The sequence below is a fragment of the Vibrio chagasii genome, from assembly GCA_041879415.1.
In the GTDB taxonomy this organism is placed as follows: domain Bacteria; phylum Pseudomonadota; class Gammaproteobacteria; order Enterobacterales; family Vibrionaceae; genus Vibrio.
In genome coordinates, this window is sequence record CP090852.1 from 945,045 (window position 1) to 967,004 (window position 21,960).

25 protein-coding genes are annotated in these 21,960 nt (G+C 44.9%); 14 read left to right on the top strand and 11 right to left on the bottom strand.

Translation table 11 applies throughout. The features are described 5' to 3' along the window. Positions 1–10 precede the first annotated feature (10 nt). The 9 genes from L0991_18040 (at position 11) to L0991_18080 (ending at position 7,465) form a co-directional block, all read left to right on the top strand. The gene (locus L0991_18040) at positions 11–703 is read left to right on the top strand and encodes an L-ribulose-5-phosphate 4-epimerase (GenBank protein ID XGB63932.1); all 693 of its coding nucleotides are present in this window, start codon (positions 11–13) and stop codon (positions 701–703) included. A gap of 10 nt (positions 704–713) precedes the next feature. Further along, positions 714–1,556, top strand: coding sequence for a Cof-type HAD-IIB family hydrolase (locus L0991_18045; protein XGB63933.1), 843 nt, complete (start codon positions 714–716; stop codon positions 1,554–1,556). A gap of 8 nt (positions 1,557–1,564) precedes the next feature. After that, a complete protein-coding gene (locus tag L0991_18050; GenBank protein XGB63934.1) occupies positions 1,565–2,053 on the top strand; it encodes a YhcH/YjgK/YiaL family protein in 489 nt (162 codons plus the stop codon). Then, positions 2,053–3,546, top strand: coding sequence for a carbohydrate kinase (locus L0991_18055; protein XGB63935.1), 1,494 nt, complete (start codon positions 2,053–2,055; stop codon positions 3,544–3,546). Before L0991_18050 ends, L0991_18055 begins: the two co-directional genes overlap by 1 nt. Then, entirely contained in the window at positions 3,539–4,204 is a 666-nt protein-coding gene (locus L0991_18060; protein XGB63936.1) for a 3-keto-L-gulonate-6-phosphate decarboxylase UlaD, read from the top strand. Before L0991_18055 ends, L0991_18060 begins: the two co-directional genes overlap by 8 nt. Positions 4,205–4,211: 7 nt before the next feature. Continuing rightward, positions 4,212–4,970: an IclR family transcriptional regulator gene (locus tag L0991_18065; protein ID XGB63937.1), complete on the top strand. Its 759-nt coding sequence runs from the start codon at positions 4,212–4,214 to the stop codon at positions 4,968–4,970. Between the two features lie 9 nt (positions 4,971–4,979). Continuing rightward, a complete protein-coding gene (locus L0991_18070) occupies positions 4,980–5,849 on the top strand; it encodes an L-ribulose-5-phosphate 3-epimerase (GenBank protein XGB63938.1) in 870 nt (289 codons plus the stop codon). A gap of 9 nt (positions 5,850–5,858) precedes the next feature. Continuing rightward, on the top strand, positions 5,859–6,182 hold the full coding sequence (locus tag L0991_18075) for a hypothetical protein (protein ID XGB63939.1): 324 nt from the start codon (positions 5,859–5,861) through the stop codon (positions 6,180–6,182). A gap of 71 nt (positions 6,183–6,253) precedes the next feature. Next, a complete protein-coding gene (locus L0991_18080; GenBank protein ID XGB63940.1) occupies positions 6,254–7,465 on the top strand; it encodes an MFS transporter in 1,212 nt (403 codons plus the stop codon). A gap of 158 nt (positions 7,466–7,623) precedes the next feature. On the opposite strand, the gene L0991_18085 is transcribed toward L0991_18080, so the two are convergent. The 3 genes from L0991_18085 to L0991_18095 form a co-directional block, all read right to left on the bottom strand. Continuing rightward, positions 7,624–7,761, bottom strand: coding sequence for a hypothetical protein (locus L0991_18085; protein ID XGB63941.1), 138 nt, complete (start codon positions 7,759–7,761; stop codon positions 7,624–7,626). Between the two features lie 246 nt (positions 7,762–8,007). Beyond that, a complete protein-coding gene (gene rpe, locus L0991_18090; protein XGB63942.1) occupies positions 8,008–8,673 on the bottom strand; it encodes a ribulose-phosphate 3-epimerase in 666 nt (221 codons plus the stop codon). Positions 8,674–8,706: 33 nt separating this feature from the next. Continuing rightward, positions 8,707–9,312 (bottom strand): beta-phosphoglucomutase family hydrolase, encoded by a 606-nt coding sequence (locus L0991_18095; protein XGB63943.1) that lies wholly within the window; start codon positions 9,310–9,312, stop codon positions 8,707–8,709. Between the two features lie 243 nt (positions 9,313–9,555). Here L0991_18095 and L0991_18100 point away from each other — a divergent pair, with 243 nt between their 5' ends. Beyond that, positions 9,556–9,765 carry a hypothetical protein gene (locus L0991_18100; protein XGB63944.1) on the top strand — a complete coding sequence of 70 codons (210 nt, stop codon included), beginning with the start codon at positions 9,556–9,558 and terminating at the stop codon, positions 9,763–9,765. A gap of 217 nt (positions 9,766–9,982) precedes the next feature. On the opposite strand, the gene L0991_18105 is transcribed toward L0991_18100, so the two are convergent. The 6 genes from L0991_18105 to L0991_18130 form a co-directional block, all read right to left on the bottom strand. Then, a complete protein-coding gene (locus L0991_18105) occupies positions 9,983–10,879 on the bottom strand; it encodes an L-ribulose-5-phosphate 3-epimerase (protein XGB63945.1) in 897 nt (298 codons plus the stop codon). An 8-nt stretch (positions 10,880–10,887) separates the two neighbouring features. Continuing rightward, positions 10,888–11,535 (bottom strand): 3-keto-L-gulonate-6-phosphate decarboxylase UlaD, encoded by a 648-nt coding sequence (locus tag L0991_18110; GenBank protein ID XGB63946.1) that lies wholly within the window; start codon positions 11,533–11,535, stop codon positions 10,888–10,890. Between the two features lie 4 nt (positions 11,536–11,539). Then, positions 11,540–12,361: a pyridoxal phosphatase gene (locus tag L0991_18115; GenBank protein XGB63947.1), complete on the bottom strand. Its 822-nt coding sequence runs from the start codon at positions 12,359–12,361 to the stop codon at positions 11,540–11,542. 20 nt (positions 12,362–12,381) lie between these two features. Next, complete coding sequence (locus L0991_18120; protein XGB63948.1) at positions 12,382–13,080, bottom strand: L-ribulose-5-phosphate 4-epimerase; 699 nt, start codon at positions 13,078–13,080, stop codon at positions 12,382–12,384. 9 nt (positions 13,081–13,089) lie between these two features. Then, positions 13,090–13,557: a PTS sugar transporter subunit IIA gene (locus L0991_18125; protein XGB63949.1), complete on the bottom strand. Its 468-nt coding sequence runs from the start codon at positions 13,555–13,557 to the stop codon at positions 13,090–13,092. 72 nt (positions 13,558–13,629) lie between these two features. After that, on the bottom strand, positions 13,630–15,462 hold the full coding sequence (locus L0991_18130; GenBank protein ID XGB63950.1) for a PTS ascorbate-specific subunit IIBC: 1,833 nt from the start codon (positions 15,460–15,462) through the stop codon (positions 13,630–13,632). Between the two features lie 341 nt (positions 15,463–15,803). Between L0991_18130 and ulaR the strand changes: the two genes are divergently transcribed. From ulaR to L0991_18150, 4 genes are all read left to right on the top strand, one after another. After that, complete coding sequence (gene ulaR / locus L0991_18135) at positions 15,804–16,559, top strand: HTH-type transcriptional regulator UlaR (protein ID XGB63951.1); 756 nt, start codon at positions 15,804–15,806, stop codon at positions 16,557–16,559. A 122-nt stretch (positions 16,560–16,681) separates the two neighbouring features. Then, positions 16,682–17,749 (top strand): L-ascorbate 6-phosphate lactonase, encoded by a 1,068-nt coding sequence (gene ulaG, locus L0991_18140; GenBank protein ID XGB63952.1) that lies wholly within the window; start codon positions 16,682–16,684, stop codon positions 17,747–17,749. A 66-nt stretch (positions 17,750–17,815) separates the two neighbouring features. Then, positions 17,816–18,058, top strand: a complete 243-nt coding sequence (locus tag L0991_18145; protein XGB63953.1) for a hypothetical protein — start codon at positions 17,816–17,818, stop codon at positions 18,056–18,058. Between the two features lie 203 nt (positions 18,059–18,261). Beyond that, positions 18,262–18,723 (top strand): hypothetical protein, encoded by a 462-nt coding sequence (locus tag L0991_18150; GenBank protein ID XGB63954.1) that lies wholly within the window; start codon positions 18,262–18,264, stop codon positions 18,721–18,723. Positions 18,724–18,795: 72 nt separating this feature from the next. On the opposite strand, the gene L0991_18155 is transcribed toward L0991_18150, so the two are convergent. Both L0991_18155 and L0991_18160 read right to left on the bottom strand, forming a co-directional pair. Beyond that, positions 18,796–21,027 carry a hypothetical protein gene (locus tag L0991_18155; protein ID XGB63955.1) on the bottom strand — a complete coding sequence of 744 codons (2,232 nt, stop codon included), beginning with the start codon at positions 21,025–21,027 and terminating at the stop codon, positions 18,796–18,798. A 379-nt stretch (positions 21,028–21,406) separates the two neighbouring features. Beyond that, the gene (locus L0991_18160; protein ID XGB63956.1) at positions 21,407–21,745 is read right to left on the bottom strand and encodes a Fis family transcriptional regulator; all 339 of its coding nucleotides are present in this window, start codon (positions 21,743–21,745) and stop codon (positions 21,407–21,409) included. Between the last annotated feature and the right edge of the window lie 215 nt (positions 21,746–21,960).

Here is a 21,960-nt window from a genome sequence, read left to right on the forward strand (position 1 = left end):
GCAAATCACTATGTACCAAGAATTAAAAGAACGCGTTCTCGCAGCTAACTTACAACTTCCTAAATACGGCCTTGTGACTTTCACTTGGGGTAACGTCTCTGAAATCGACCGCGAGCGTGGTGTCATTGCGATTAAACCTTCTGGTGTTGAATACGATGTAATGGCGGCAGACGATATTGTGGTTGTCGACCTTGAAGGTAATCGTGTTGAAGGGACAATGAACCCATCTAGCGATACCGCAACTCATATTGAACTCTACAAAGCGTTTCCATCAATTGGCGGCATTGTTCATACGCACTCTCGCAACGCGACGATTTGGGCTCAAGCAGGCCGAGACATTCCAGCACTAGGTACCACACATGCCGACTACTTCTACGGCGATGTACCTTGTACCCGACTCCTTACCAAAGCAGAAATTGAATCTGAGTACGAGAAAAACACGGGTCTTGTGATCATCGAAGAATTCAACCAACGCGATATTGATCCGCAAGCAATGCCAGGTGCAATCATTGCCGGTCACGCACCGTTTACTTGGGGTAAAGATGGTTCAGATGCTGTCCACAACGCTGTTGTGATGGAAGAAATCGCAGCAATGGCAACCGCAACCCGCTCAATCAGCCCAGAGGTCGCGATTCAACCAGAACTGCTTGATAAGCACTACAACCGTAAACACGGCAAGAACTCATACTACGGACAGAAGTAAGGCCTCGCACATGCATACGTCATCACCGCTCAAGTCTTGTAAACATAAGCTTCTAGCTCTCGATCTCGATGGAACAGTGCTCAGCTCTCAGCACACCATCAGCCAAGAGTTAATCGACGCTATCAAGAGCATCGCAAAAAACACACATGTGGTGATAGTAACAGGCCGTCACCATGTTGCTGCTAAACCTTACTACGAACAGTTGGGGTTATCGACGCCGATCATTTGCTGTAACGGCACTTATATATTTGATTACCAAACCAATACCGTTCTTGAAGAGAATGCCATCGACAAACAGATGGCTGCTGAATTTATCACGCTTTCTCAAGCCCATGCTCTCAAGATGGTGATGTATGTGCGTGACGCCATGCTCTACTCAAAAAGTCGCCCTATCGAATACATGGAAGCGCTACTTGAATGGTCAGAGACATTTCCACCAGCGAAACGTCCGAACATCCAGAAAGTCGACGACTTCCATCATGAAGCCGCTGCATCTGAGTACGTTTGGAAATTTGTCGTCGAGGGAGAAGTCGACCAATTCGCCAAACTTCCATTTGTCCAAGACCACTTTAATGGCGAGCGTTCTTGGATCGATCGCGTCGATTTCGCAGCGAAAGGAAACAGTAAAGGCAATGCACTTACTCGTTACATCGAGCCACTAGGCATCCGCCTTGAAGAGTGTGTCGCTGTTGGTGATAACCACAACGATATCTCGATGCTGCAAGCCGCAGGTCTCGGCGTAGCCATGCACAATGCCGACGACACCGTTAAAAACACCGCACACCTTGTCACAGAAAAAAATAACGATGACAAGACAGGGCTCGCAGAGCTTTTAAGCCGCTTATTTAAATAGAGAATTTTATGCTAGTCGGAAATACTCAACCCTCTAAATTTACCCGAAGCTACCCAGTCGCTGTTCAAAATGTGCTTGAGCATATCAACAGTCTAGATACCGATGCTCTAGCGATTGGCCGCCACACCTTGCCTGGTTTTGATGCAGACCAAGCTTGGTTCGTTGTACTGGAATACAAAAAAGAACCACTCGCATGCTTTAAGCCAGAAGTACATAAGCACTACTCAGATCTACAAATTGTACTTAAAGGTTCAGAGATCATGGCTTGGTCTAAAGACACTGGTGACCACAAGCTCGTAGAACCTTACAACGAACAGAGAGATCTGCAGTTTTATGAGTTCGAAGGTGTTGAACTGAACTTTATTCATGCCAAACCGCAGCAGTTCTATCTCTTCACACCCGATACCGTTCATATCACCAACATTGAAAATGACGACAGCTCGATTGTTAGAAAGTTGGTAGTAAAAATTCACAATGACTTACTGGATGCCAAATAATGAATTACTACATCGGAATTGATTCTGGCGGTACCTTTATGAAAGCCGCGCTGTTTAATGCCAAAGGCGAACAGCAAGGCTTGGCACGTGTCTCAGCGAGCGTCATTAACGAAAAGCAAGGTTGGGTAGAACGTGACCTAGACGCGCTGTGGGGCAACGCTGTAGCCGTGATTAAACAGCTACTTGAAACCACACAGGTTGAGCCAACAGCCATCAAAGGCTTAAGTATTTCAGCGCAAGGTAAAGGTGTTTACCTGCTAGACAAGCAAGGCAAAAACTTGGGCCACGGCATCATGTCGTCAGACTCTCGCTCGCTACCCATCGTTAAAGAGTGGTTAGAGCAAGGCAAAGCACAAGAGATCTACCCGACCACATTGCAGACTCTGTGGACAGGTCACCCAGTATCGATCATTCGCTGGATCAAAGAGAACGACCGTCAGCGCTACGACCAAATCGGAGCGGTCATGATGTCGCACGATTACCTACGTTATCGCTTAACAGGTGAAGTTGCCGCTGAACTGACCAACATCTCAGAAAGCAATGTCTTCAACTCCATTACTGGCGAGTACGATAAAGCACTGCTGACAACCTTCGGTATTGAAGAGATCTGGGATGCGCTGCCACCGGTAGTAAAACCTCAGCAGCAAGCAGGCAAAATTACAGCCGCTATCGCTGAAGAGACAGGCCTTGCACTTGGCACTCCAGTCTTTGGTGGTCTATTTGATGTGGTTTCAACAGCCATCTGCTCTGGTATTAATTCATCAGAAGACACCTTGAATTATGTGATGGGCACTTGGGCAGTAACCTCTGGTATTTCCAAGCAAGTCACTCAAGAGACGCACAACTTTGTCTATGGCCACTATGCGGTCGATGGGGAATACATCATTCATGAAGCAAGCCCAACCTCAGCAGGTAACTATGAGTGGTTTGCTGACTACCTTGGTGAAAATGGCAAGCTCGACCATGCTCAGAATCAAGCATTAGTCGATGCATTAGACCCGGCATCTAGCTCGGTCTACTTCGTGCCATTCCTTTATGGTTCAAACCAAGGCTTAGGGCTTAAATCTGGCTTCTACGGATTACAGTCTCACCACACCAAAGGCCATCTAATTCAAGCGATTTGGGAAGGCATTCTATTCTGTCACAACCTTCATCTTGAACGTATGCGTCAGCGTTTCCCGAAAGCGGATCTGCTGAAAGTGACGGGCGGTCCTGCCTCCAGCCCTGTTTGGATGCAAATGCTGGCAGACCTTACCGGAATGACAGTTGAAGTCTCCGACGTAGATGAAACAGGGTCACTTGGCGCAGCCATGATGGCTATGGTTGGCGCTGGTGAATTTGCTTCTTTAGCAGAGTGCACGCAAAGCGTTACTCACTCAGCTTCTCGTGTTGAGCCGAACCTAGCAAACTACGAAAAATATCAGAAGAAATACAAGCACTACCAACGACTGGTTCAGTTGTTTAAACAATTTGAGGAAGAAATGGATGCCTAAGTCCTTACTAAAACCATCTAAGCCTTTGTTACAAATGGCGCTTGATGCTACGGATATTGATACCGCACTCGCGTCTATTGAGCATGTCGCTGACAAGCTCGACGTGATTGAAATCGGGACGATTCTGGCCTTTGCTCACGGCGTAGACAGCGTAAGAATCCTGAGAGAAAAGTACCCAAACCACACTATCGTGTGTGATATGAAAATCACCGATGCGAGCGCAATTTTGACCCGTCTAGCAATGGAAGCCGGTGCCAACTGGGTAACCGTTAGCGCAGCCGCTCACATTGAAACTATCCGCTCAGCGAAGAAAGTCACTGACGAGTTTAACGGTGAAGTACAAATTGAACTGTACGGCCACTGGACGATGGATGACGCGCGCGCTTGGGTCGATATGGGTATAACGCAAGCAATTTATCACCGTTCACGCGATGCGGAACTGGCTGGTGTGAGCTGGACCGAAGAAGATTTGATAAAAATGCAGAAATTATCGGATATAGGAATTGAACTATCCATTACTGGTGGTATTGTGCCAGACGATCTGCATTTGTTTAAGAATCTGTCTGCAAAGTCATTTATTGCTGGCCGCGCTTTAGCCGGAAGCAATGGACGTGATATTGCAGAAAATTTCCATACTGAAATAGGTAAACACTGGTAGCACATATATGAGTGAGCAAATTAAATCGTTGTCTAAAGCACTGACTGTTCTGGAGTTCCTTGGGAATTATCCTAATGGCGTCTCACTACAGAAAGTGTCTGAAGGGACAGGCTTCAATAAGTCTTCTGTCCACCGTATTTTGGCAACGTTTGAAGCCTCTGGTTATGTTGCTCAAATGTGCTCAGGCAAAGAGTATCGCTTAACAATGAAGCTAGTTCAGCTAGGTCACGCAGCCATCAACTCTGACGTGACTGGCACTGTTAAGCCTTACCTCTCTGAGCTGCTCGACGATGTGAATGAGACGGTGAACTTTCTCTCTTTTGACGCTGACAACATCATCTTCAAAGATAAGTTTGAGCCGGTAAATTCCGCGTTTCGTACTCGCACATACGTCGGTTTGCACTCTCCTATGTACTGCTCTGCCGCTGGTAAATGCTACCTAGCGTTCAGCTCTGACGCTGTGCGCGAAACCTACTGGCAGCGTAATGTCAGCACCATGAAGCCATTAACTGAGAATACGATTCTCGATAAATCTCAGTTTTTCGATGTTCTCGACAAGATCAAAGCACGCGGTTATGCGCTCGATGATGAAGAGAACGAAGCAGGCATTTCTTGTGTTGCTGTCCCTATTTTCGACAAGAACAAATCCCCTGTATACGCGGTAAGTGTCTCTTCACTAACGCCAAAAATGAAAGCGTTAGGCTATGAAGAAATTGCCAACAAAATCCAAGACATCACGGCGCGTATAGAACAACAACTCTTTTAAGGAAAAAGAATGTTTGATTCTAAAAACAAATTCAGATTAGGTATTTACGAGAAAGCAATGCCGGCTTCTCTCACTTGGGAAGAACGTTTTATTTATGCTAAAGACGCGGGTTTCGACTTTGTCGAAATCTCTGTCGATGAGACCGACGAGCGTCGTGCACGTCTCGATTGGTCAGACGAAGAGATTTACGAGCTTCGCCGCCTATGTGAAAAGCATCAAATGCCTTTCCAATCAATGTGTCTAAGCGCACACCGTAAATTCCCATTCGGTTCTATGGATGAAGCGATTCGTACAGAGTCTTTCATCATCATGGAGAAAGCGATTTCTCTTGCATACAAACTGGGTATCCGCTGCATTCAAATGGCGGGCTACGACGTGTATTACGAACCGCAATCAGCTGAAACACATGCACGCTTTATCGATGGCATGAAGCAAGCAACCAAAATGGCAGAACGCGCTGGCATTATGCTGGGCGTAGAGATCATGGATACGCCTTACCTCAACTCGCTAAGCAAGTTTGAAGTACTAAAACGTGAGATCCCATCTCCTTACTTCATGGCCTACCCAGATGTCGGCAATATCTCTGGTTGGAATTACGATGTTTGTACTGAGCTGAAACTGAGCCGTGACCACCTAGTGCAGGTGCATCTAAAAGATACACTGCGCGTTTCTGAAACCTGTAAAGGTCAGTTCCGAGATCTTGTGATTGGTGAAGGTCAAGTCGACTTCCCTTCAATTTTCAAAACCTTGGCAGACATTGATTACAGCGCACCACTAGTGATCGAGATGTGGGCTCAAAATGACAACTGGTTAGAAGACATCAAACAAGCGAAAGCAACCTTGAAGTCAATCGCGAACCAATCTGGCTTTGAGCTATAAGGAGCGACCATGACTATTTTTCGCACCGCATTTTTCGAAGCTGATTTAACCGAAGAGCAAAAACAAGACTTCTACCAATACATGGAAAATGAAGTCGCACCGATCATTCGCACTTTCCCGAATAATCAGGGTTTAACGTTGAATAAACCGGAAGCGATTGAAGCAGAAAGCCATAAAAACCTGCTACTTATGATGCAGCACAGCTACGAAAGTGAGTCAGCAATGGCGGAAGCTCTCGACTCTGACGCTCGCATTAGGAGCATGCACGCCACTAAGGTGATCATCGAAAAATACAATATTCATGTTCATCACATTAATTTTGTACGTGACTAATTCCTAGCACCTTTGTTCAAAAGCAGAAGATCATCTTCTGCTTTTTTTGTCGCTATTTATAAGGAATCACTATGAAAGTATTCCCGTTAAAAGATGCCCCTCTGGTTTTGCTGTCTCTGATATTTTTTATCTGGGGGCTAATCACCGTTTCAAGTAACTCACTCATTCCCTACTACAAAGAAGCTTTCGATCTCGACTATAAAATGGCAATGCTGTTTCCGATGGCGTTTTTCATCACTCGAGTGACCGTCTCGCTTCCGACGTCGTTCGTAATGGCAAAAATCGGCTACCGCCGCACATTAAAATTCTGTTTGCTTTGGTGTGTATTAGGCTGCTTGGTGATGGCTTATTTAGTTCGCTCACAAGACTTAACGCTTACCTTACTTGGTATCTTGTTAATGGCATCGGGGCTCTCTGCCATTCAAGTCGTCAGCTCACCTTATGTGTCTCTGCTTTCAACACCCGATAAAAGCGTGATTAGACAAAGCATCGCAACAGCATCTAACTCGATAGGAACAGTGTTGGGGCCTTTAGTACTGAGTGCGGTAGTAGTGATAGCGACAAGTTATCAAATTAACAGCACAGCCGAGCAAGTCTCCATTCTCTTTCTACTGATCGCGCTCTTTTTCCTTGGTTTGCTCGTATTCTTTCAGCGCATTGATATCCCTGATATTAAACCTAAGCAGCTAACCGGCTTCTGGCGTGGGTTACTTACGTTACTGAAAAATCGCTCTTTCTTAAAATTGGCTCTGGTTCTTCTGTTCTACATTGGGGTTGAAGTGAGTTTTGGTACTTTCACTATTACCTATTTGGCAGACGCAAAGTATGGTGATTTAGGGCTTATCTCAGCCACCCAGATCATTGCTGCGTATTGGGTCTTTATGTTCATTGGCCGTTTGTTGTTTGCCAAGTTTGGCCAACACCTGAACTCACATACTCTATTTTTGTGTTCATGCTTGGTTGCTATTGTTATCAGTATCACCGCATTGCTGCTTGATCACCTTTGGACAGGCTATTTACTGCTGGTCGTCGGCCTTTGCAACTCGACACTTTATCCGATCATTTACGCTCAAGCGCTTCAAGCAGCTGGCAAACAGAGCTCACAAGGAGCCGCGATTCTGATCATGTGTTCTATTGGTGGAATTGCATTGCCTTTTGTACAAGCGAGCTTAATTGACGCATTTACGCTGAGTATGAGCTATATTGCGCCAGCATTGGCTTATATCGGCATGGTCGTGTTGTATTGGTCGGTGGTGAAGCACCAAGCTAAATCAATCGCTTAAATAGCGTTTAAATATAACGATGAGATAGAGATCAGCATGACTGCTGAAGGAAGTACAAGGGAAGTGTAGAGGGGTTGGATTGAGCTTGAGCTAAGTTGTATCAGTAGGTGATATTGCATCACCCCTGATCACACTTAGCTAGTGTTTATCTGTTGAGATTAAACCCAAGCAGAAGCAACAAGTAGGATGATTGCACCCATAATTGCCGTAGACTTTGCAAAGAAAAGAACTTCATTCATTACAGAAGGTTTTACTAATGTTTTGCTGCTTTCGTTTGTGATTACTGTAGCATTCATTGTTCGTTCTCGTTGTTGTGTGATCTATGGCTAATTTTCCTCCTAAATGTGATTAAAGTCAACAATTTCTGTAGTTTTATTACACAATGGTAAATCGTTAGTTTGGTAACACTAAAGATAAGCTAACCACACCTTAAGGCTCTTCTAAACAATATTCACTCTAGATTGAGAGATACAAAAAAGGCTTGGAGCCCCCTTTGAACCAAGAGGAATCCAAGCCTATTAATTGTCGAGCCTTTGTTGGCGCTACTTAGCCAATTCCGCTCTCATCGCGTCAATCGTCTGCTGATAGTCTTCACTATCAAAAATCGCCGACCCAGCAACAAACATATCAGCACCGGCATCAGCAATCTCTTTTATGTTATTTACTTTCACACCACCGTCTACTTCTAAACGAATTGTGCGCCCCGATTGGTTAATACGTCTTCTAATTTCACGCAGTTTATCTAGCGTCGCAGGAATAAACGATTGGCCTCCAAATCCAGGATTCACAGACATCACTAAGATAAGATCCACTTTATCCATGATGTAATCCAAATGGCTTAACGGTGTTGCAGGGTTCAGCACTACGCCCGCTTGGCAACCATACTCTTTGATCAGCTGTAGCGTACGATCAACGTGTTCAGACGCCTCAACATGGAAAGTAATCATACTCGCCCCTGCTTTTGCAAAATCCGGGATCATTGAATCAACGGGTTTTGCCATTAAGTGGACATCAATAGGAGCAGTAATACCGTAATCACGCAGAGCCTTTAGCACCGGAGCACCAAAGGTTAAGTTAGGTACATAATGATTATCCATTACGTCGAAGTGAATCACATCAGCACCAGCTGCAATGACATTTGCAACATCTTCGCCTAAACGAGCAAGATCAGCAGACAGAATGGAAGGCGAGATAAGGTAATCTTTCATAGGGTTCCTTGAGATCAGTATTGTATATTTGAGTTATTCGTTGTTGGCCGGTATGAAGGTGGTGACGACACCCTCTTCCACCATAAAACAGTCCATTCCGGCACTACTCGCCGCTTGCTGTCCTATGAGTGTGTCTTCAAAAACAACACAATCACTTGGTAATACATCAAGTTGCTGCGCGACTTTTAAAAACGTATCGGGATGAGGCTTGTGATTATCGACATCATCGGAGGTCACAAGCGCAGTGATCATTGAAGGAATGTCGGTGGTATCTAGAATGGCTTTAGCATGCTTAGCTTGTGCGCCCGTACCAATACCCACTTTCTTGAGCTGATAATAACGCTCTAATATGGCGTAGGTTTCCGGTAGTACGTCGCCCTTGTGCTCAATTGCTTCGAAGTTTGCAATTTTGTCTTTGGTAATCAGTTGTGGGTCAAGAGATAAGTCATATCGCTTCATGATCTCAAGCGTGACTTTGCGTGAAGGCATGCCACCCAGTTGATCCAACCACTCTTTGTCATAAGGGATGTTGAACTTACTGCAAGTCAGTTCCCAAGCATGGGCGTGGGCAACCATGGAATTAACCAAGGTACCATCTAAGTCAAAGATAATTCCTTTATATTTGTCTAAATTCGGCATGACTTTTTTAATCCTTTTACCACTTATCATAATAAGAACAGCGCACCGGAACTATCAATTCTTATTGTGAATATGATCTCCGCCACCAATACGGTAAATAGTTTTTGCAGTGGCAAACAATGAGTGCTTTTACTCTTGAAATCCTATTTTGATCGGATCGATATCCGTTTTTGAGGAATGCGTATAGAGTTGAATAAAATGAAAGTGATATAGTCCACCAAAATTCAATTTTGGAAAAAGACCATGCATTCAACCGACGCAATTGAACTCGTCAAACTAGGCGTAAACATCGAAATCGCAAAAGACTCTTCTCTACACCCAACAGACGCACTAGAAATCGTAAAGATTGCCAGTGAAATTGGTACTCACGTTACCGTGAAGAAGAAGTACCACACTGAGGTTCTGATGGAGATGGCAAAAGTAGGACGCGACCACATCACTGTTGCTATCTAATCAACGGCGATCGAGTTCTTCACCACAGATAAAGCAGAACGTGCAACATATTGGGGGCAATATGCTGCACGTTTTTATTGCCAGAAAGGAGCATGAATTTTCTGACATTAGCGATGTTTGACTCGCTAATCGATTAAGCCAACTGAGCTGCTATTCTGTTATTTTTGCGCAATCTCAATCTACGCGATTAGCTTCCAAACGCTTCTTGTCCAAACGATTAGCTTCCAAGCAATTCATTCCCAAACAGGGGCATCACTCCCGTTTGACGACAAACTTCGTTTAAGCGAACCTGAGCTTTCAAGATGTCCTCTTTCCAGTGTTCATCTTGCGCCCACATTTCGATAACAAGTGGTACTACACACTCCGTTTCTTTCAATGTTTTGAAGATCGCATTGAAATCGACTTCTCCCTCACCAATCACTAAATCACGGAACTGCCCTTTATATTCAGGAGTGACGCGATACGTGTCTTTAAGATGGATCTGCGTAATACGCGGCTTACTCAGCTTAAGCTCTGTCACTATGTCATAGTTCCAACCTGAGATATTGCCTACATCTGGATACGCAGTGAAATAAGGCGAATCAATCTCACGGCTCAACACTTCAAACTTACTCAGAGAGTTAAGGTAATCCGTATCCATGATCTCAACGGCTAGCATCACCCCTGCTCGCTCCGCCAGTTGTGCCGAGAGCTTCATACCTTCGATAAAACGTAGGTGTGTCACTTTGTCTGCAGGTTCGTAATACACGTCATAACCTGCAAGCTGAATGGTGCGAATACCCAACTTGTACGCCAACGTAATGGCCTTCTCCATATGGATAACGGCTTGCTCTCGCACTTTCGGATCGGCTGAGCCAAATGGGAACTTGCGGTGTGCACTCAAACACATCGACTGCAACGGCACTTGATGCTCTTCACACAAACGGCGTAGGCCATAGACCTCTTCATCGCACCAGTCTAAACGGCTGCGTCTTTCATCGGATTCATCAACCGAAATTTCAAGGAAATCAAAGCCTAACTCTTTCGTCGTTTTTAGCTTCTCTTCCCAACTTAAGTCATTCGGAAGGGCTTTTTCATAAAGCCCGACACGATGGCGCGTTAAGTTTTGGTACATAACGCCTCCTAGTTCCAGTAACGGTTGATTTGCTCTTTCAGTGCTTCAGCGGTTTCTTGGCCTTTTTCACCCGCCAACGCGCGGCCAGCAATGAAGGTTTTCGCTTTAATGCCTTCAAATAGGTACAAGTCTTCTGGCACGATACCACCAGTGATAGAAAGCTCGATACCTAGCTCAGAAAGAGCACGCATCTTCACTAAGTCCGCTTCTGTCCAGCCCACGCCCGCCAACTCAGCGTCACGAGAACGGTGGTAGATCGCTTGTGTGATACCTAGGTCAACCCATGCTTGAGCATCTTCCATTGTCCAATTACCGTAGATCTCGATTTGAATTTCGCCATTGAACTCATCAGCGACCTTCTTACACGCATCAATGGTTGCAATGTGCGCTGCTGCTGAAACTGTAATCCAGTCAGCGCCTGCTTCAAATGCCATACGAGCCAGAATCGCGCCGCCATCTGTGGTTTTCATGTCACACACTAAGATATGGTCAGGGTGGTTTTTACGCAGTGTCGAAACCGCCTTCATGCCTTCAGCAAACGCAAGGATAGTCCCCACTTCAATCACGTCTACGTAGCTCTCTACGTTGTTCGCCACTTCAATAGCAGCAGGCAGGTTTGTTTGGTCTAGGGCGATTTGAATCATTGGTTTAGTCATGGTTTTATCCTTTAATTTGTTCACGTATTAGATGGGCAAGGCCATCTTGATTGTTGTCTGTTTTGCATACGGCTTGAGCGTTCGATTTGACGGTGTCGTCAGCATTAAACATCGCTACACCTAAGCCTGCGTATTGAAGCATTGATATGTCGTTGTGATTGTCGCCAATGGCAATCACTTGGGAGGGCTGAAACCCCAGTTCATTCACGTATTCAGCAAGGCGTAAGCCTTTACTATTTCCCTTGGCGGCAAAGTCGATTCGGTTCGACCACGAACGTTCGCCATTAAAGTGGTCTTTGACCCAAGGCGTTTGCATCAAGCGATCAACCGACTCTTGCTCCCCTTCCACCACAAACTTCCACACAAACTCGGTGTTCTTCGCCGTTTCTGAGAATGAATCCACACGATAGATATTTGGCTTGTGGTGCTCTGGCGCTTGCTCAGCCCACTCTTCCAACGCCAACATGTAGGCGAATGGGTTGTAGTTGGAGTAAGTCATCGCATCGGTGATGTACATCACCATCTTCAGCTTATGTTCCTGCGCTAGGTCGATGAACGTCAGAGCGTGCTGATGTTCGATAGCGTTCTGAGTTAAAACGGCCTCGGTTTGGTAGTCATACACATAGGTTCCGTTGCAGCAGATAATTGGAGTGTCTAGCCCTAACTCATAGTAATAAGGCCTCGCTGCGGTGTGATGCCTACCGGTCACGATCATCACATGGCAATGTTGCTTGGCCTCTTGGATCGCTTTTTTCACTTCAGGATGGATAGTGTGATCATCGGTCAACACGGTTCCATCAAGGTCTAACGCCAATACTTGATACATCGCCTCTCCTCACATCACGCTTATTGCTGCCCGTAGTAAGCATTTTCACCGTGCTTACGTAGGTAATGTTTGTCTGATAGCTCAGGCTGAATCTTAATGCCGCTGTTTAGCGAGCGTGTAGCCAATGCCATTGCTGACACTTCCTCTAGCACCACCGCGTTATGTACGGCGTCTTTAGCATCTTTGCCCCAAGAGAAAGGTGCGTGTCCTGCCACAATCACACTCGGTACAGCCATCGGGTCTATGCGACGCTGGATAAACTCTTCGATGATCACTAAACCTGTGTTCTTCTCATATTGCTCAGCAATTTCGCTGTTCGAGAGCTTGCGAGTGCACGGAATATCACCATAGAAATAGTCAGCATGTGTCGTGCCCAGAGCTGGAATATCAATGCCCGCCTGCGCCCAAATCGTTGCACTGCGAGAGTGGGTATGAACAATGCCGCCGATGTCTGGGAACGCTTTGTAGAGCTCCAGGTGAGTAGCAGTATCACTTGAAGGATTCAGCTTGCCTTCAATGATGTTGCCATCTAAATCCACTACCACCATGTCTTCAGCCGTCATGTCACTGTATTCAACACCTGAAGGTTTAATCGCTATCACGCCATTTTCACGGTCAAACTCAGAAACATTGCCCCAGGTAAAGGTCACTAAGCCGTACTTAGGAAGCTGCAAGTTCGCTTCTAAAACACGTTGTTTCAATTGGCTATATTTGGACATATCGACTCCTTAAGCCGCTTCAGCTTGTGCGAGCGCCATATCAATCAGGTTCGCGACATCTTGCGGTGTTTTACATGCACGTAGTTTTGAGAAGTCTTCATCAAACTCGATTAGGTTCGCGACCTGCATCGTGCCTTCGATGTGTTCTTCTGAATCTTTACCTGCCAAGGTGATCAGCACATCGACTGGCTCGTCTACATCATCAAAAAGAATTGGGGTTTCTAGGACCGTTAACGCAAAGCCTGTTTTGATCACGCCATCTTCTGGGCGGCAATGTGGTAGAGCAAATGCGTCATGAATACAGATGTATGGGCCTTCAGCCGAAATCGCTTTGATGATCGCGTCGTAGTAACGCTCTTCAGCCACACCAGCTTTAACTAGTGCATCAGTACCGATTTTGATAGCCGACTGCCAGTCGGTTGCTTTTGCATTTAGTTGGATTGAGTTGTTGGTAATCAGAGATTCTTTCAAGTTCATTGTTTTGCTCACTTAGTAATTTGTTATTAGTATTTTTATTAGCCCAGCCGCTTTGCCGCTGGGCTAGTTCAATTATTTGTGGAAGTTGTTTTCGATAAGTGAAATCAGCTCATCACCAAAGGTTTTCACCATGATCATGTTCTTCACTGCTAGCTGCTGTTTACCTTCCGGTAGGTTGGTAATCTTTTCAGCCAGCGCAACCGAAGTAACGATGATGTCGAATGAACCTAAGTGTGATTTGTAGTCTGTGATTGCACTGTTGAATGTGGTTGCTGGAACCCCTTTCTTATCTAAGAACTCTTTGATCTTCTTAGAGCACATCATTGATGAGCCTTGGCCAGAGCCACAGCACACAAGAACTCGTACTGGTTTTTGTTCAGTGGCGCCGCTCGCTTGTGGAGCCTCAGTCACCGCTTGAGATTTCAGAGGCGCTTCTGACGTAGCCGCTTGAGAATTAGGCGCTTCAACCTCAACTTCTACGCCTTCTGGCGTTACTGCTGTCATGGTTTGCGCTTGTTGCGCTTCGCCGTCTTCTTCAGCACGCAGTGCCTTAGATGCGAAGTACATGTAAACACCCGCTAGTGCGACAACAACAAAGAAGAACATGCTAGAGCTAGAGATACCTTGCATGATTGGTGGGAATACAAGAGCCCAGTCAGCCATGCCCATCCAGCCGTTAAACTCAGTACCTGACTGCGCGAAGATGTGAATCGCCCAAGCTGAACCAACCACCTCGATAATGCCCATCACGAAACAAATCTTCATCACAGCTTTCCAGCCACCGAAGTGGTTAGCGAACACACCAATCGTTGCGTTAGAGAAGAACATTGGAATGAAGCCAGGGATAATCATGATTGGCGCATCGAAAGCCAACATCGCCAATACTGCTGTGAATTGACCCACTGCACCCCAAAGGAAACCGAATACCATTGCGTTTGGTGAGTATGCGTAGATAGCCGCACAGTCAATCGCAAGAACCGCATTCGGGATGAGACGTTGAGAAATACCGTTGAACGCTTCAGAAAGCTCGGCAACGAACATACGTACACCGGTTACGATAACTTGAATCGCTACCGCGAATTTCAGACCCGTTTCGAAGATGTAAATAAGCCAGTGTGTACCACCCGCCATCTCTTGAAGGTTATCAAGACCGAAAGAGAGAAGAATGATGCCGAAGAATGCCGTCATAACTAACGTAGTCGCAGCAATACTGTCGTGGAAGATGTGTAGCCATTTCGGTAGGTTGATGTGATCTACACTGTCGTTCTTATCACCCAACTTCGGAGCAACTTTCGTTGCAACCCAAGATGCAAACTGCTGTTGGTGACCAATAGAGAAGCCAGCTCCGCCTGTCACTTCTTGTGTAGGCTTGAACATGATGTTGGAAGAGATGCCCCAGTATAGAGCCATCAAAATTGCAGAGTAGATGATGGTTTCCCACATACCCGCGCCGAGCACGAAGTAGAAAACAGCAATCAAGCCAGCTTGTTGGAACATGATGTGTCCCGTAAGCATGATGGTGCGGATACCCGTAACTCGGCGGAAGGCAACCAATAGGATATTAATACCCAGCGCCATAAGGACTGCGTACCCAACCCAAGAGTAATTATCACCCATGGTTTCCATGGTGGCCATCATGGAGGTGTAAGGGTCGATTACCGAGCCTGTCAGTCCATGAATTTCACTCATCTTTTCAATAACCGGTTTAAAACCTGCTACCAGTGTTCCCGCACCCACTTGAACAATCATAAAACCAACAATGGTTTTAATTGAACCGGCGATAACGGTTGTTGCGTCACGTTTGAGAAGGATGTAACCGAGACAAGTTACGATACCAAGCAGTAAAGGTGCTTTGGTCATAACCTGACTGTAAAAAATATAGAAGATATCGTATAAGAACTCCATATCTTTACCCCTGATATAATTTGTATTTTTAATGATTTGTAGGATTCAGTGATGTCTTGTTTTGCTCACGAGACAAACTTTAACAATCAAAAGTAATCATTCAATGCTCACTTGTGATTACTTTGATTTATATCAATTATCCACCATTAGAATGTGGGTAATTGGGCATTGGATCACACCAAAAAACACAAAAACTAGTAAAAACAATGACTTATAAAAACTTGTGACTTAAGTCCTGTTTTACAGCAGCAAGGATTTGACAATCATAAATGTGATTATTAGAATCAAAACAAATCAAAAGTAATCATCAAATTGTCACAGCGACAAATAGAGTGATAAATATGAACGAAGTGCAAAGACACAACGGCATCCTGTCGTTACTAGAAGAAATGCAGACGATTAACGTCTCTCATATTATTGATAATTTTAGTGTTTCACCGGCTACGGCTAGACGTGATATCGCAAAATTAGATGAGCTAGGCAGACTTCGAAAGGTACGAAATGGCGCCGAAAGAATAGAAAACCAAAAGAGAAAGTGGTCACCGCTCAATATCAACAGTACTGAGTTTTATGAAGAGAAAGCTCAAATAGCGCATGCCGCTGCCGAGCTTTGTCAGGCGGGTGACACCGTAGTCATAAACTGTGGTTCAACCGCTTTTCTACTGGGTCAGCAGTTATGTGGAGAAGACGTTCAGATCGTGACGAACTATTTCCCACTCGCTAGCTACCTGATCAACGAAGATCATGACGACGTGATCATCATTGGTGGCCAATACAACAAGGCACAAAACATCTTTTTAAACCCAGCACCAAACTCTTTGGGTGGCTATGCCGGGAACTGGATGTTTACGTCTGGTAAAGGGCTAACTGATGCGGGTCTCTATAAAGCCGACATGCTAACCGCCGTTGCCGAGCAACAGATGTTGGAACAAGTCGACAAGTTAGTCGTTGTGGTAGACAGCTCTAAAGTTGGACAAAGGACCGGAATGCTGTTTTGCGATGCTAAGCAAATAGACATCGTAATCACCGGTAAAGATGCCAACCCAGACGTGGTTAAAAAGATTGAAGCTCAAGGGACGCAAGTCATCTTAGTGTAAATCTAATGGGCTAACCCGCCCTCAAATAATAATAAATTTCAGCTCAGTGCTTTAGTCCAAATTAAGGCGCTCGGCTCCCTACATCCAAAATTAATCAAATTATTGAAATAAAAGGTATTATCATGAGCAATGTAAACGAAATCACTCGCGAATCTTGGATCCTAAATACATTCCCTGAGTGGGGCACATGGTTAAATGAAGAGATTGAACAAACTGTAGTTGAACCAGGCACGTTCTCTATGTGGTGGCTTGGCTGTACTGGTATCTGGTTAAAATCTGAAGAAGGTGCAAACCTATCAATGGACTTCTGGTGTGGTACTGGTAAGAAGACACAAGCGGTTCAAAAAATGAAAAACCAACACCAAATGATGCGTATGGGTGGTGTTGAAGCGCTTCAACCAAACCTACGTACTGCTATCTTCCCGCTAGACCCATTTGCGATTAAAGAAATTGATGCAGTAATGGCATCGCATGACCATGGCGACCACATCGATATCAACGTTGCAGCAGCAGTTCTACAAAACTGTGGCGATCACGTGAAATTCATTGGTCCTAAAGCGTGTGTTGACTTATGGATGAAATGGGGTGTGCCAGAAGATCGTTGTGTTATAGCTAAAGTTGGTGACGAGATTCGCATTAAAGACGTAAACATCAAGGTTCTAGACGCATTCGACCGTACAGCACTTGTCACTCTTCCAGAAGGTACGTCTTCTATCGATAAAGACATTCTGGATGGCATGGATGATCGCGCAGTGAACTACTTGGTAGAAACAACTGGCGGCTCTGTTTACCACTCTGGTGACTCTCACTACTCGAACTACTACGCGAAGCACGGTAACGACCACAAAATCGATGTAGCACTGCTTTCTTACGGTGAAAACCCACGTGGCGTGACTGATAAAATGACGTCTTCAGATATTCTTCGTGCTGCTGAATCTCTAAACTGTGAAGTGGTTGTTCCATTCCACCATGACATCTGGGCTAACTTCCAAAACGATCCTCGTGAAATCGAAATGCTATGGAACATGAAGAAAGAGCGTCTTCAATACGGCTTCGCACCTTTCTTCTGGCAAGTGGGTGGTAAATACACTTACCCAACAGACAAAGGTCGCATGCACTACCAGCACTTCCGTGGCTTTGCTGACATCTTCAAGAATGATCCAGAACTGCCTTACCGCGCATTCCTGTAATCATTAACCTCACTCAATAAGGGAGCACTTTGCTCCCTTTTTTAATATTAAAATAAGGAAGTTGGTATGTTGCTACGTGAATTCAAAGAGCATTTTGGCCGGGGAGATTTGAAAGCTGCAATTGGAGTGATTCCACCAGGAACTAATGGTTATTACCTGCTCGTAAAGAGCCATAAATGGGGCGTAAATAGTTTTCTTGAGTCTGACAGAAAGATGCAGCCGAGGGTGTTTAAGAGTCAGCAAGCCTTGCTAAATGCAGCTAAGGCCATTGGCTTCCCTTATCAAGAGATTGATATTCAACATTTATAATCAACGCGTAAATATCTCATGCAAGGCAATAAGTGATACTTACTAGCCAAATAGCCAAACATTCAGGAGGCGAATAACTTAAAGAGATAAGCATTTATTAATCCACTCGATAAAAATAATTCTTACAATTAAGTCCCTTTATTCGTTAATAATATTGTTACTCAACGGCATAATAGTCACGAATCCATTCAATGAGTTAGGTTATGTTCTGCAAGCGCCTTTTGGCATTAGTTTTACCCATTTCTGTTGTCTTTTCTGCACACGCTGAAACCTTTGGTGAGCGAATAGAGCGCATCGAACAAGAAAACGCACTCGCGAAGACAATGAGCGAAACACAAGCTGAGTTAATACAGAAAGTCGTTCAAACTAATCACTGCGCTAAAGTAGCATTGGTTCATCACCAACGGATTCTAGGTCAATACAAGAATCCAACCTCTTCTTCAGAGCTATTCGTTAAATGGCGAGAACAGGGCAAGCAACTGGACAGTGAATATGAGGCCGAGTATCCCGGTTACCCTAAGCACGTATTTCAAGAATACCCAGCGGCTTCAAGCAAGGTTGATGGTTACCTATTCGCCCTAATTGACAATGGCTTGAATGAAAAGTCATGGATCGCTAAAGAGTTCAAACAGTGTAAAAACAACAAGCTGATTTCAAGAGCCTAATTCAATGTTGGCAAAGAGCGGGCTTCCAAAATAGAAGCCCGACAAACAACTTAAAGCACCTCGAGTTTCACGTTAATAAAGTAGAAACAGCCCTTCATACCCACCAATTTCTATCTGATTAACATATTCACCAATGTTGCCATCTGCATCGACCGGCTTCATCGGCACATCCAATGTAATCGTCAGTTTCTCTGTCTCATAAAAACTTGCGCTCTTGCCGTGGAAATCGGTGCGATACAGCACTCGCCCATGATCAAACTCTCTCGCTAACACCATATCTTTAGGCCCACCAGCAACCACTTGCTCTTCAGATTGGTAAATAAAATAGGTAAACGTCGGCAATACATGCGTCATACCATTAGGTAAGTCTTGGTGCACCATCTCGTTCATCGATGCATCACCGACTATGGTGTAATCGGCTGGCACAGGCGTACTTGTCGAGAGCATTAGAGGAATGGCGTCAAAGCCTTGTGGAATGTGGTTCGCTGGCTCACCTAGCTCAATAGCTAACAGCGAGCTTGGCTGATACGCCAAATTCTTCGGTATACCACCCCGCCAAAAATTATCTGATGTGGTATTGCCACTCCCATAAACATAACCATTATTCCATTGGTTAAAGTAGCTGTAGTGAGGGTGGCGACTCAGATGGTAAATCGCCAAAGCGGAGTACTGATCTTGCTTCCAGTTTTGTTCACTATTCCCGTAGTGATGAACTCGTCCATAGCGCGTAGTTGCCTGAAAAATAACGCCCTGCTCAGCATAAGCGAGTGCAGAGTTATCCCAGTGTTTTGATATCCCTGAATAACCACTAAAACCTGTAGAAGGAAAGATATAGTGCTCTCTGAGATATAGTGATCCGGCTTCGCGCAAGTGAGACTGGCCATTTCTTCCTAGCAAATTTGCCGTGCCTATGTTCAATCCAATCAACGCAGCACTTTCTAGCAATGATAGATTTTTCAGGAACTCTGAAAATTGCAGTTTATAACGCTCATCCGCTTCACTTGAGCCAGCGACAGCACCCAGCTCCTGAACATGTCCACCGGAGTAGACAAAGAATTGATTAGCGCCGATCAGCTTGTTGGTATCATCGTTGTAAGCGCCATTCAGGCCTTGTTCGCCCCAACTTTGTTGGTAATAGCCATGTATTGCCGACAGGTAGTCCAAATTAGCCATATTCGTTAGCGCCCACGAGGAATCAGCACTCCACATTCGACCAAATGGAATGACTCTCGATTCCCAACGAAAGCGAGCTGTGGCGTTTTTATTTGTGCGATTACGGTACTCGCTTTGTGACAAGTAGTTATCACCATTGAGGTCTGCAGCAACATCAAAACCACGGATTTTACGCCATTGGCTGATAGCACTTCCGTCTGGCGTGACTGTGGGTGCATCATTCAGTTTCACCGTCGGAAAACTGTTTTTTAGCTTCACATCTTTTAAACGTGGGCGGTCTTGTGGGTTATCCCCCTGCCAACGAACCCTAACAACATAAAAGCGCCCGCCATCTCTTACAAAAGTTGAACCAAAATACTGCCCACCACCATAGCTTGCACCACTGCCATCATGTGTCGCCGCTCTCTCCCAGTCACTTGGTGGGTTCCAAATCACAGACTGGTTTTTGGTCATGTTGAGAGTTCTGTCTTTCTTACTCTCAAGCCTCTCCCACTGAGACACTATCCCATGAGAATCAACGGCAGCCGGGTATTCAATCCAAAACTCACCACCCGTAGCGAACTGAGAAAACTTGAAGGTTATACGATCAAACGGCTCCGTATGGTAGATATAAAGCGCCCCACCGCTTTCGAAATTCTCAAATACATCTGCATCCCAAGGTGGTTGTTGGTAAAGCCAAAATCCCGCGTGATCCTCACTGGCTGTGTACCCAACAATTAAGGGTTTTCGATTTAACAGTGTGTTCTCACCGTGCGTTTTATCAACTTCAGCGATAACTGTATCTTCGGAGAAGTGAAGGAAATAGTCTTCGAAGTTAATGCCATCCAACTCGGCTTGATTGCGAAGGTCGTTCTCCAACCAACCCGAACTCACCGCCATCGCTTGGTTGTACATATAGCCAATGGTTATAGCGTGTTGGTTGTCAGCAATGTCTGAATAAGCGCCGAATACAATGTCGCTGTTGGCGATCTCCCAATCAATAACATCGTCCGCAGATAAGGGGGAACCGTCGAGAGCAGTGCCGGGCTCATGTTGCCCAGGTAATACTACCGCTGTACCAACGGCAAACGAGTGACTAGCAACCAAGTATGATGCACTGAGTGCTAGTACCCAGAGGATGTAGGTTTTCATTATCAAAACTTCCTAATCGATACTGTCGTAACTCATATAACGAGACGAAAAGTCAGCCAACTTACGTGTCAATTTAGGAATCAAAATAAGAAAAAGTATTGGTTAGATATAAGTATTGATCAAGGATGCTCCGTCTGAACGATAGTTACCATCATTCATTCCATATAAATAGAGACGTAAACTCAGGACGTTATAGGGAAAGCTAAAAACTTATAATCTTAATTTTTCTCGTAAGGTAAGTTTCACAGGCAGTGAAAATTGAGAGGGCATTTATTCTCAAAATGAGAATTTTGGGTAAAGAGAGATTGTGGTGTTTCCATAGCAACACCACCAAATTCCGTCACCGTTGATCGAATATCAAGATGTTCTGGGGGGAGAATTACAGCCTTAAATTCCACTTACCTTGGTGGTCACGGTCGTAATTTTCTTGTGTATCGAAGCTTAAGTGCTTATCAATGTTTTTCAGCTTAATCCCACCCTGATTGAATGCGCTTTGAATAACGGAAGCCACTTGTTGTTGACCATCAGCCTCTAAGAAATTCGTTCTATCTTGATTGCTATCGAACACACAAACGATTTTTAAGCTTTGTGGAAAGGAAGAAAAATTGACCGTATGAGTCACCCAAAGAAAACCGTCATAGCCTTTCAACGTATCTTCACAAACGTCAGTTAGCACATCTCTAATTTGATTTTCGATCTTCTTGTCTGATTTACGCATGAAGCAAAGCCCCTATTTAACACCTTAAAATATAAGGTTTTTTGGTCAATGTAGTCTTAACCGATATTGGACACTGTGAATGTTTCAAATGCAAAGTATTTATACCTCAGCTGAAAATTCCACAATGTGGGACTATTGTTTCACAGAGTGGAATGTTGATAGTTATCACATTATCAATAACAAACAGCGGCTATATTTCCACCCATACAAAGAGA

Bases quoted from the DNA above. Each gene is read 5' to 3' on its own strand.
- L0991_18125 (XGB63949.1), bottom strand. From the start codon at position 13,557: ATGAACTTGAAAGAATCTCTGATTACCAACAACTCAATCCAACTAAAT.
- L0991_18105 (XGB63945.1), bottom strand. From the start codon at position 10,879: ATGTACCAAAACTTAACGCGCCATCGTGTCGGGCTTTATGAAAAAGCC.
- L0991_18055 (XGB63935.1), top strand. From the start codon at position 2,053: ATGAATTACTACATCGGAATTGATTCTGGCGGTACCTTTATGAAAGCC.
- L0991_18145 (XGB63953.1), top strand. From the start codon at position 17,816: ATGTTGCTACGTGAATTCAAAGAGCATTTTGGCCGGGGAGATTTGAAA.
- L0991_18155 (XGB63955.1), bottom strand. From the start codon at position 21,027: ATGAAAACCTACATCCTCTGGGTACTAGCACTCAGTGCATCATACTTG.
- L0991_18060 (XGB63936.1), top strand. From the start codon at position 3,539: ATGCCTAAGTCCTTACTAAAACCATCTAAGCCTTTGTTACAAATGGCG.
- L0991_18070 (XGB63938.1), top strand. From the start codon at position 4,980: ATGTTTGATTCTAAAAACAAATTCAGATTAGGTATTTACGAGAAAGCA.
- L0991_18095 (XGB63943.1), bottom strand. From the start codon at position 9,312: ATGCCGAATTTAGACAAATATAAAGGAATTATCTTTGACTTAGATGGT.
- L0991_18085 (XGB63941.1), bottom strand. From the start codon at position 7,761: ATGAATGCTACAGTAATCACAAACGAAAGCAGCAAAACATTAGTAAAA.
- L0991_18160 (XGB63956.1), bottom strand. From the start codon at position 21,745: ATGCGTAAATCAGACAAGAAGATCGAAAATCAAATTAGAGATGTGCTA.
- rpe (XGB63942.1), bottom strand. From the start codon at position 8,673: ATGAAAGATTACCTTATCTCGCCTTCCATTCTGTCTGCTGATCTTGCT.
- L0991_18100 (XGB63944.1), top strand. From the start codon at position 9,556: ATGCATTCAACCGACGCAATTGAACTCGTCAAACTAGGCGTAAACATC.
- ulaR (XGB63951.1), top strand. From the start codon at position 15,804: ATGAACGAAGTGCAAAGACACAACGGCATCCTGTCGTTACTAGAAGAA.
- L0991_18040 (XGB63932.1), top strand. From the start codon at position 11: ATGTACCAAGAATTAAAAGAACGCGTTCTCGCAGCTAACTTACAACTT.
- L0991_18065 (XGB63937.1), top strand. From the start codon at position 4,212: ATGAGTGAGCAAATTAAATCGTTGTCTAAAGCACTGACTGTTCTGGAG.
- L0991_18115 (XGB63947.1), bottom strand. From the start codon at position 12,361: ATGTATCAAGTATTGGCGTTAGACCTTGATGGAACCGTGTTGACCGAT.
- L0991_18080 (XGB63940.1), top strand. From the start codon at position 6,254: ATGAAAGTATTCCCGTTAAAAGATGCCCCTCTGGTTTTGCTGTCTCTG.
- L0991_18150 (XGB63954.1), top strand. From the start codon at position 18,262: ATGTTCTGCAAGCGCCTTTTGGCATTAGTTTTACCCATTTCTGTTGTC.
- L0991_18130 (XGB63950.1), bottom strand. From the start codon at position 15,462: ATGGAGTTCTTATACGATATCTTCTATATTTTTTACAGTCAGGTTATG.
- ulaG (XGB63952.1), top strand. From the start codon at position 16,682: ATGAGCAATGTAAACGAAATCACTCGCGAATCTTGGATCCTAAATACA.
- L0991_18075 (XGB63939.1), top strand. From the start codon at position 5,859: ATGACTATTTTTCGCACCGCATTTTTCGAAGCTGATTTAACCGAAGAG.
- L0991_18110 (XGB63946.1), bottom strand. From the start codon at position 11,535: ATGACTAAACCAATGATTCAAATCGCCCTAGACCAAACAAACCTGCCT.
- L0991_18120 (XGB63948.1), bottom strand. From the start codon at position 13,080: ATGTCCAAATATAGCCAATTGAAACAACGTGTTTTAGAAGCGAACTTG.
- L0991_18050 (XGB63934.1), top strand. From the start codon at position 1,565: ATGCTAGTCGGAAATACTCAACCCTCTAAATTTACCCGAAGCTACCCA.
- L0991_18045 (XGB63933.1), top strand. From the start codon at position 714: ATGCATACGTCATCACCGCTCAAGTCTTGTAAACATAAGCTTCTAGCT.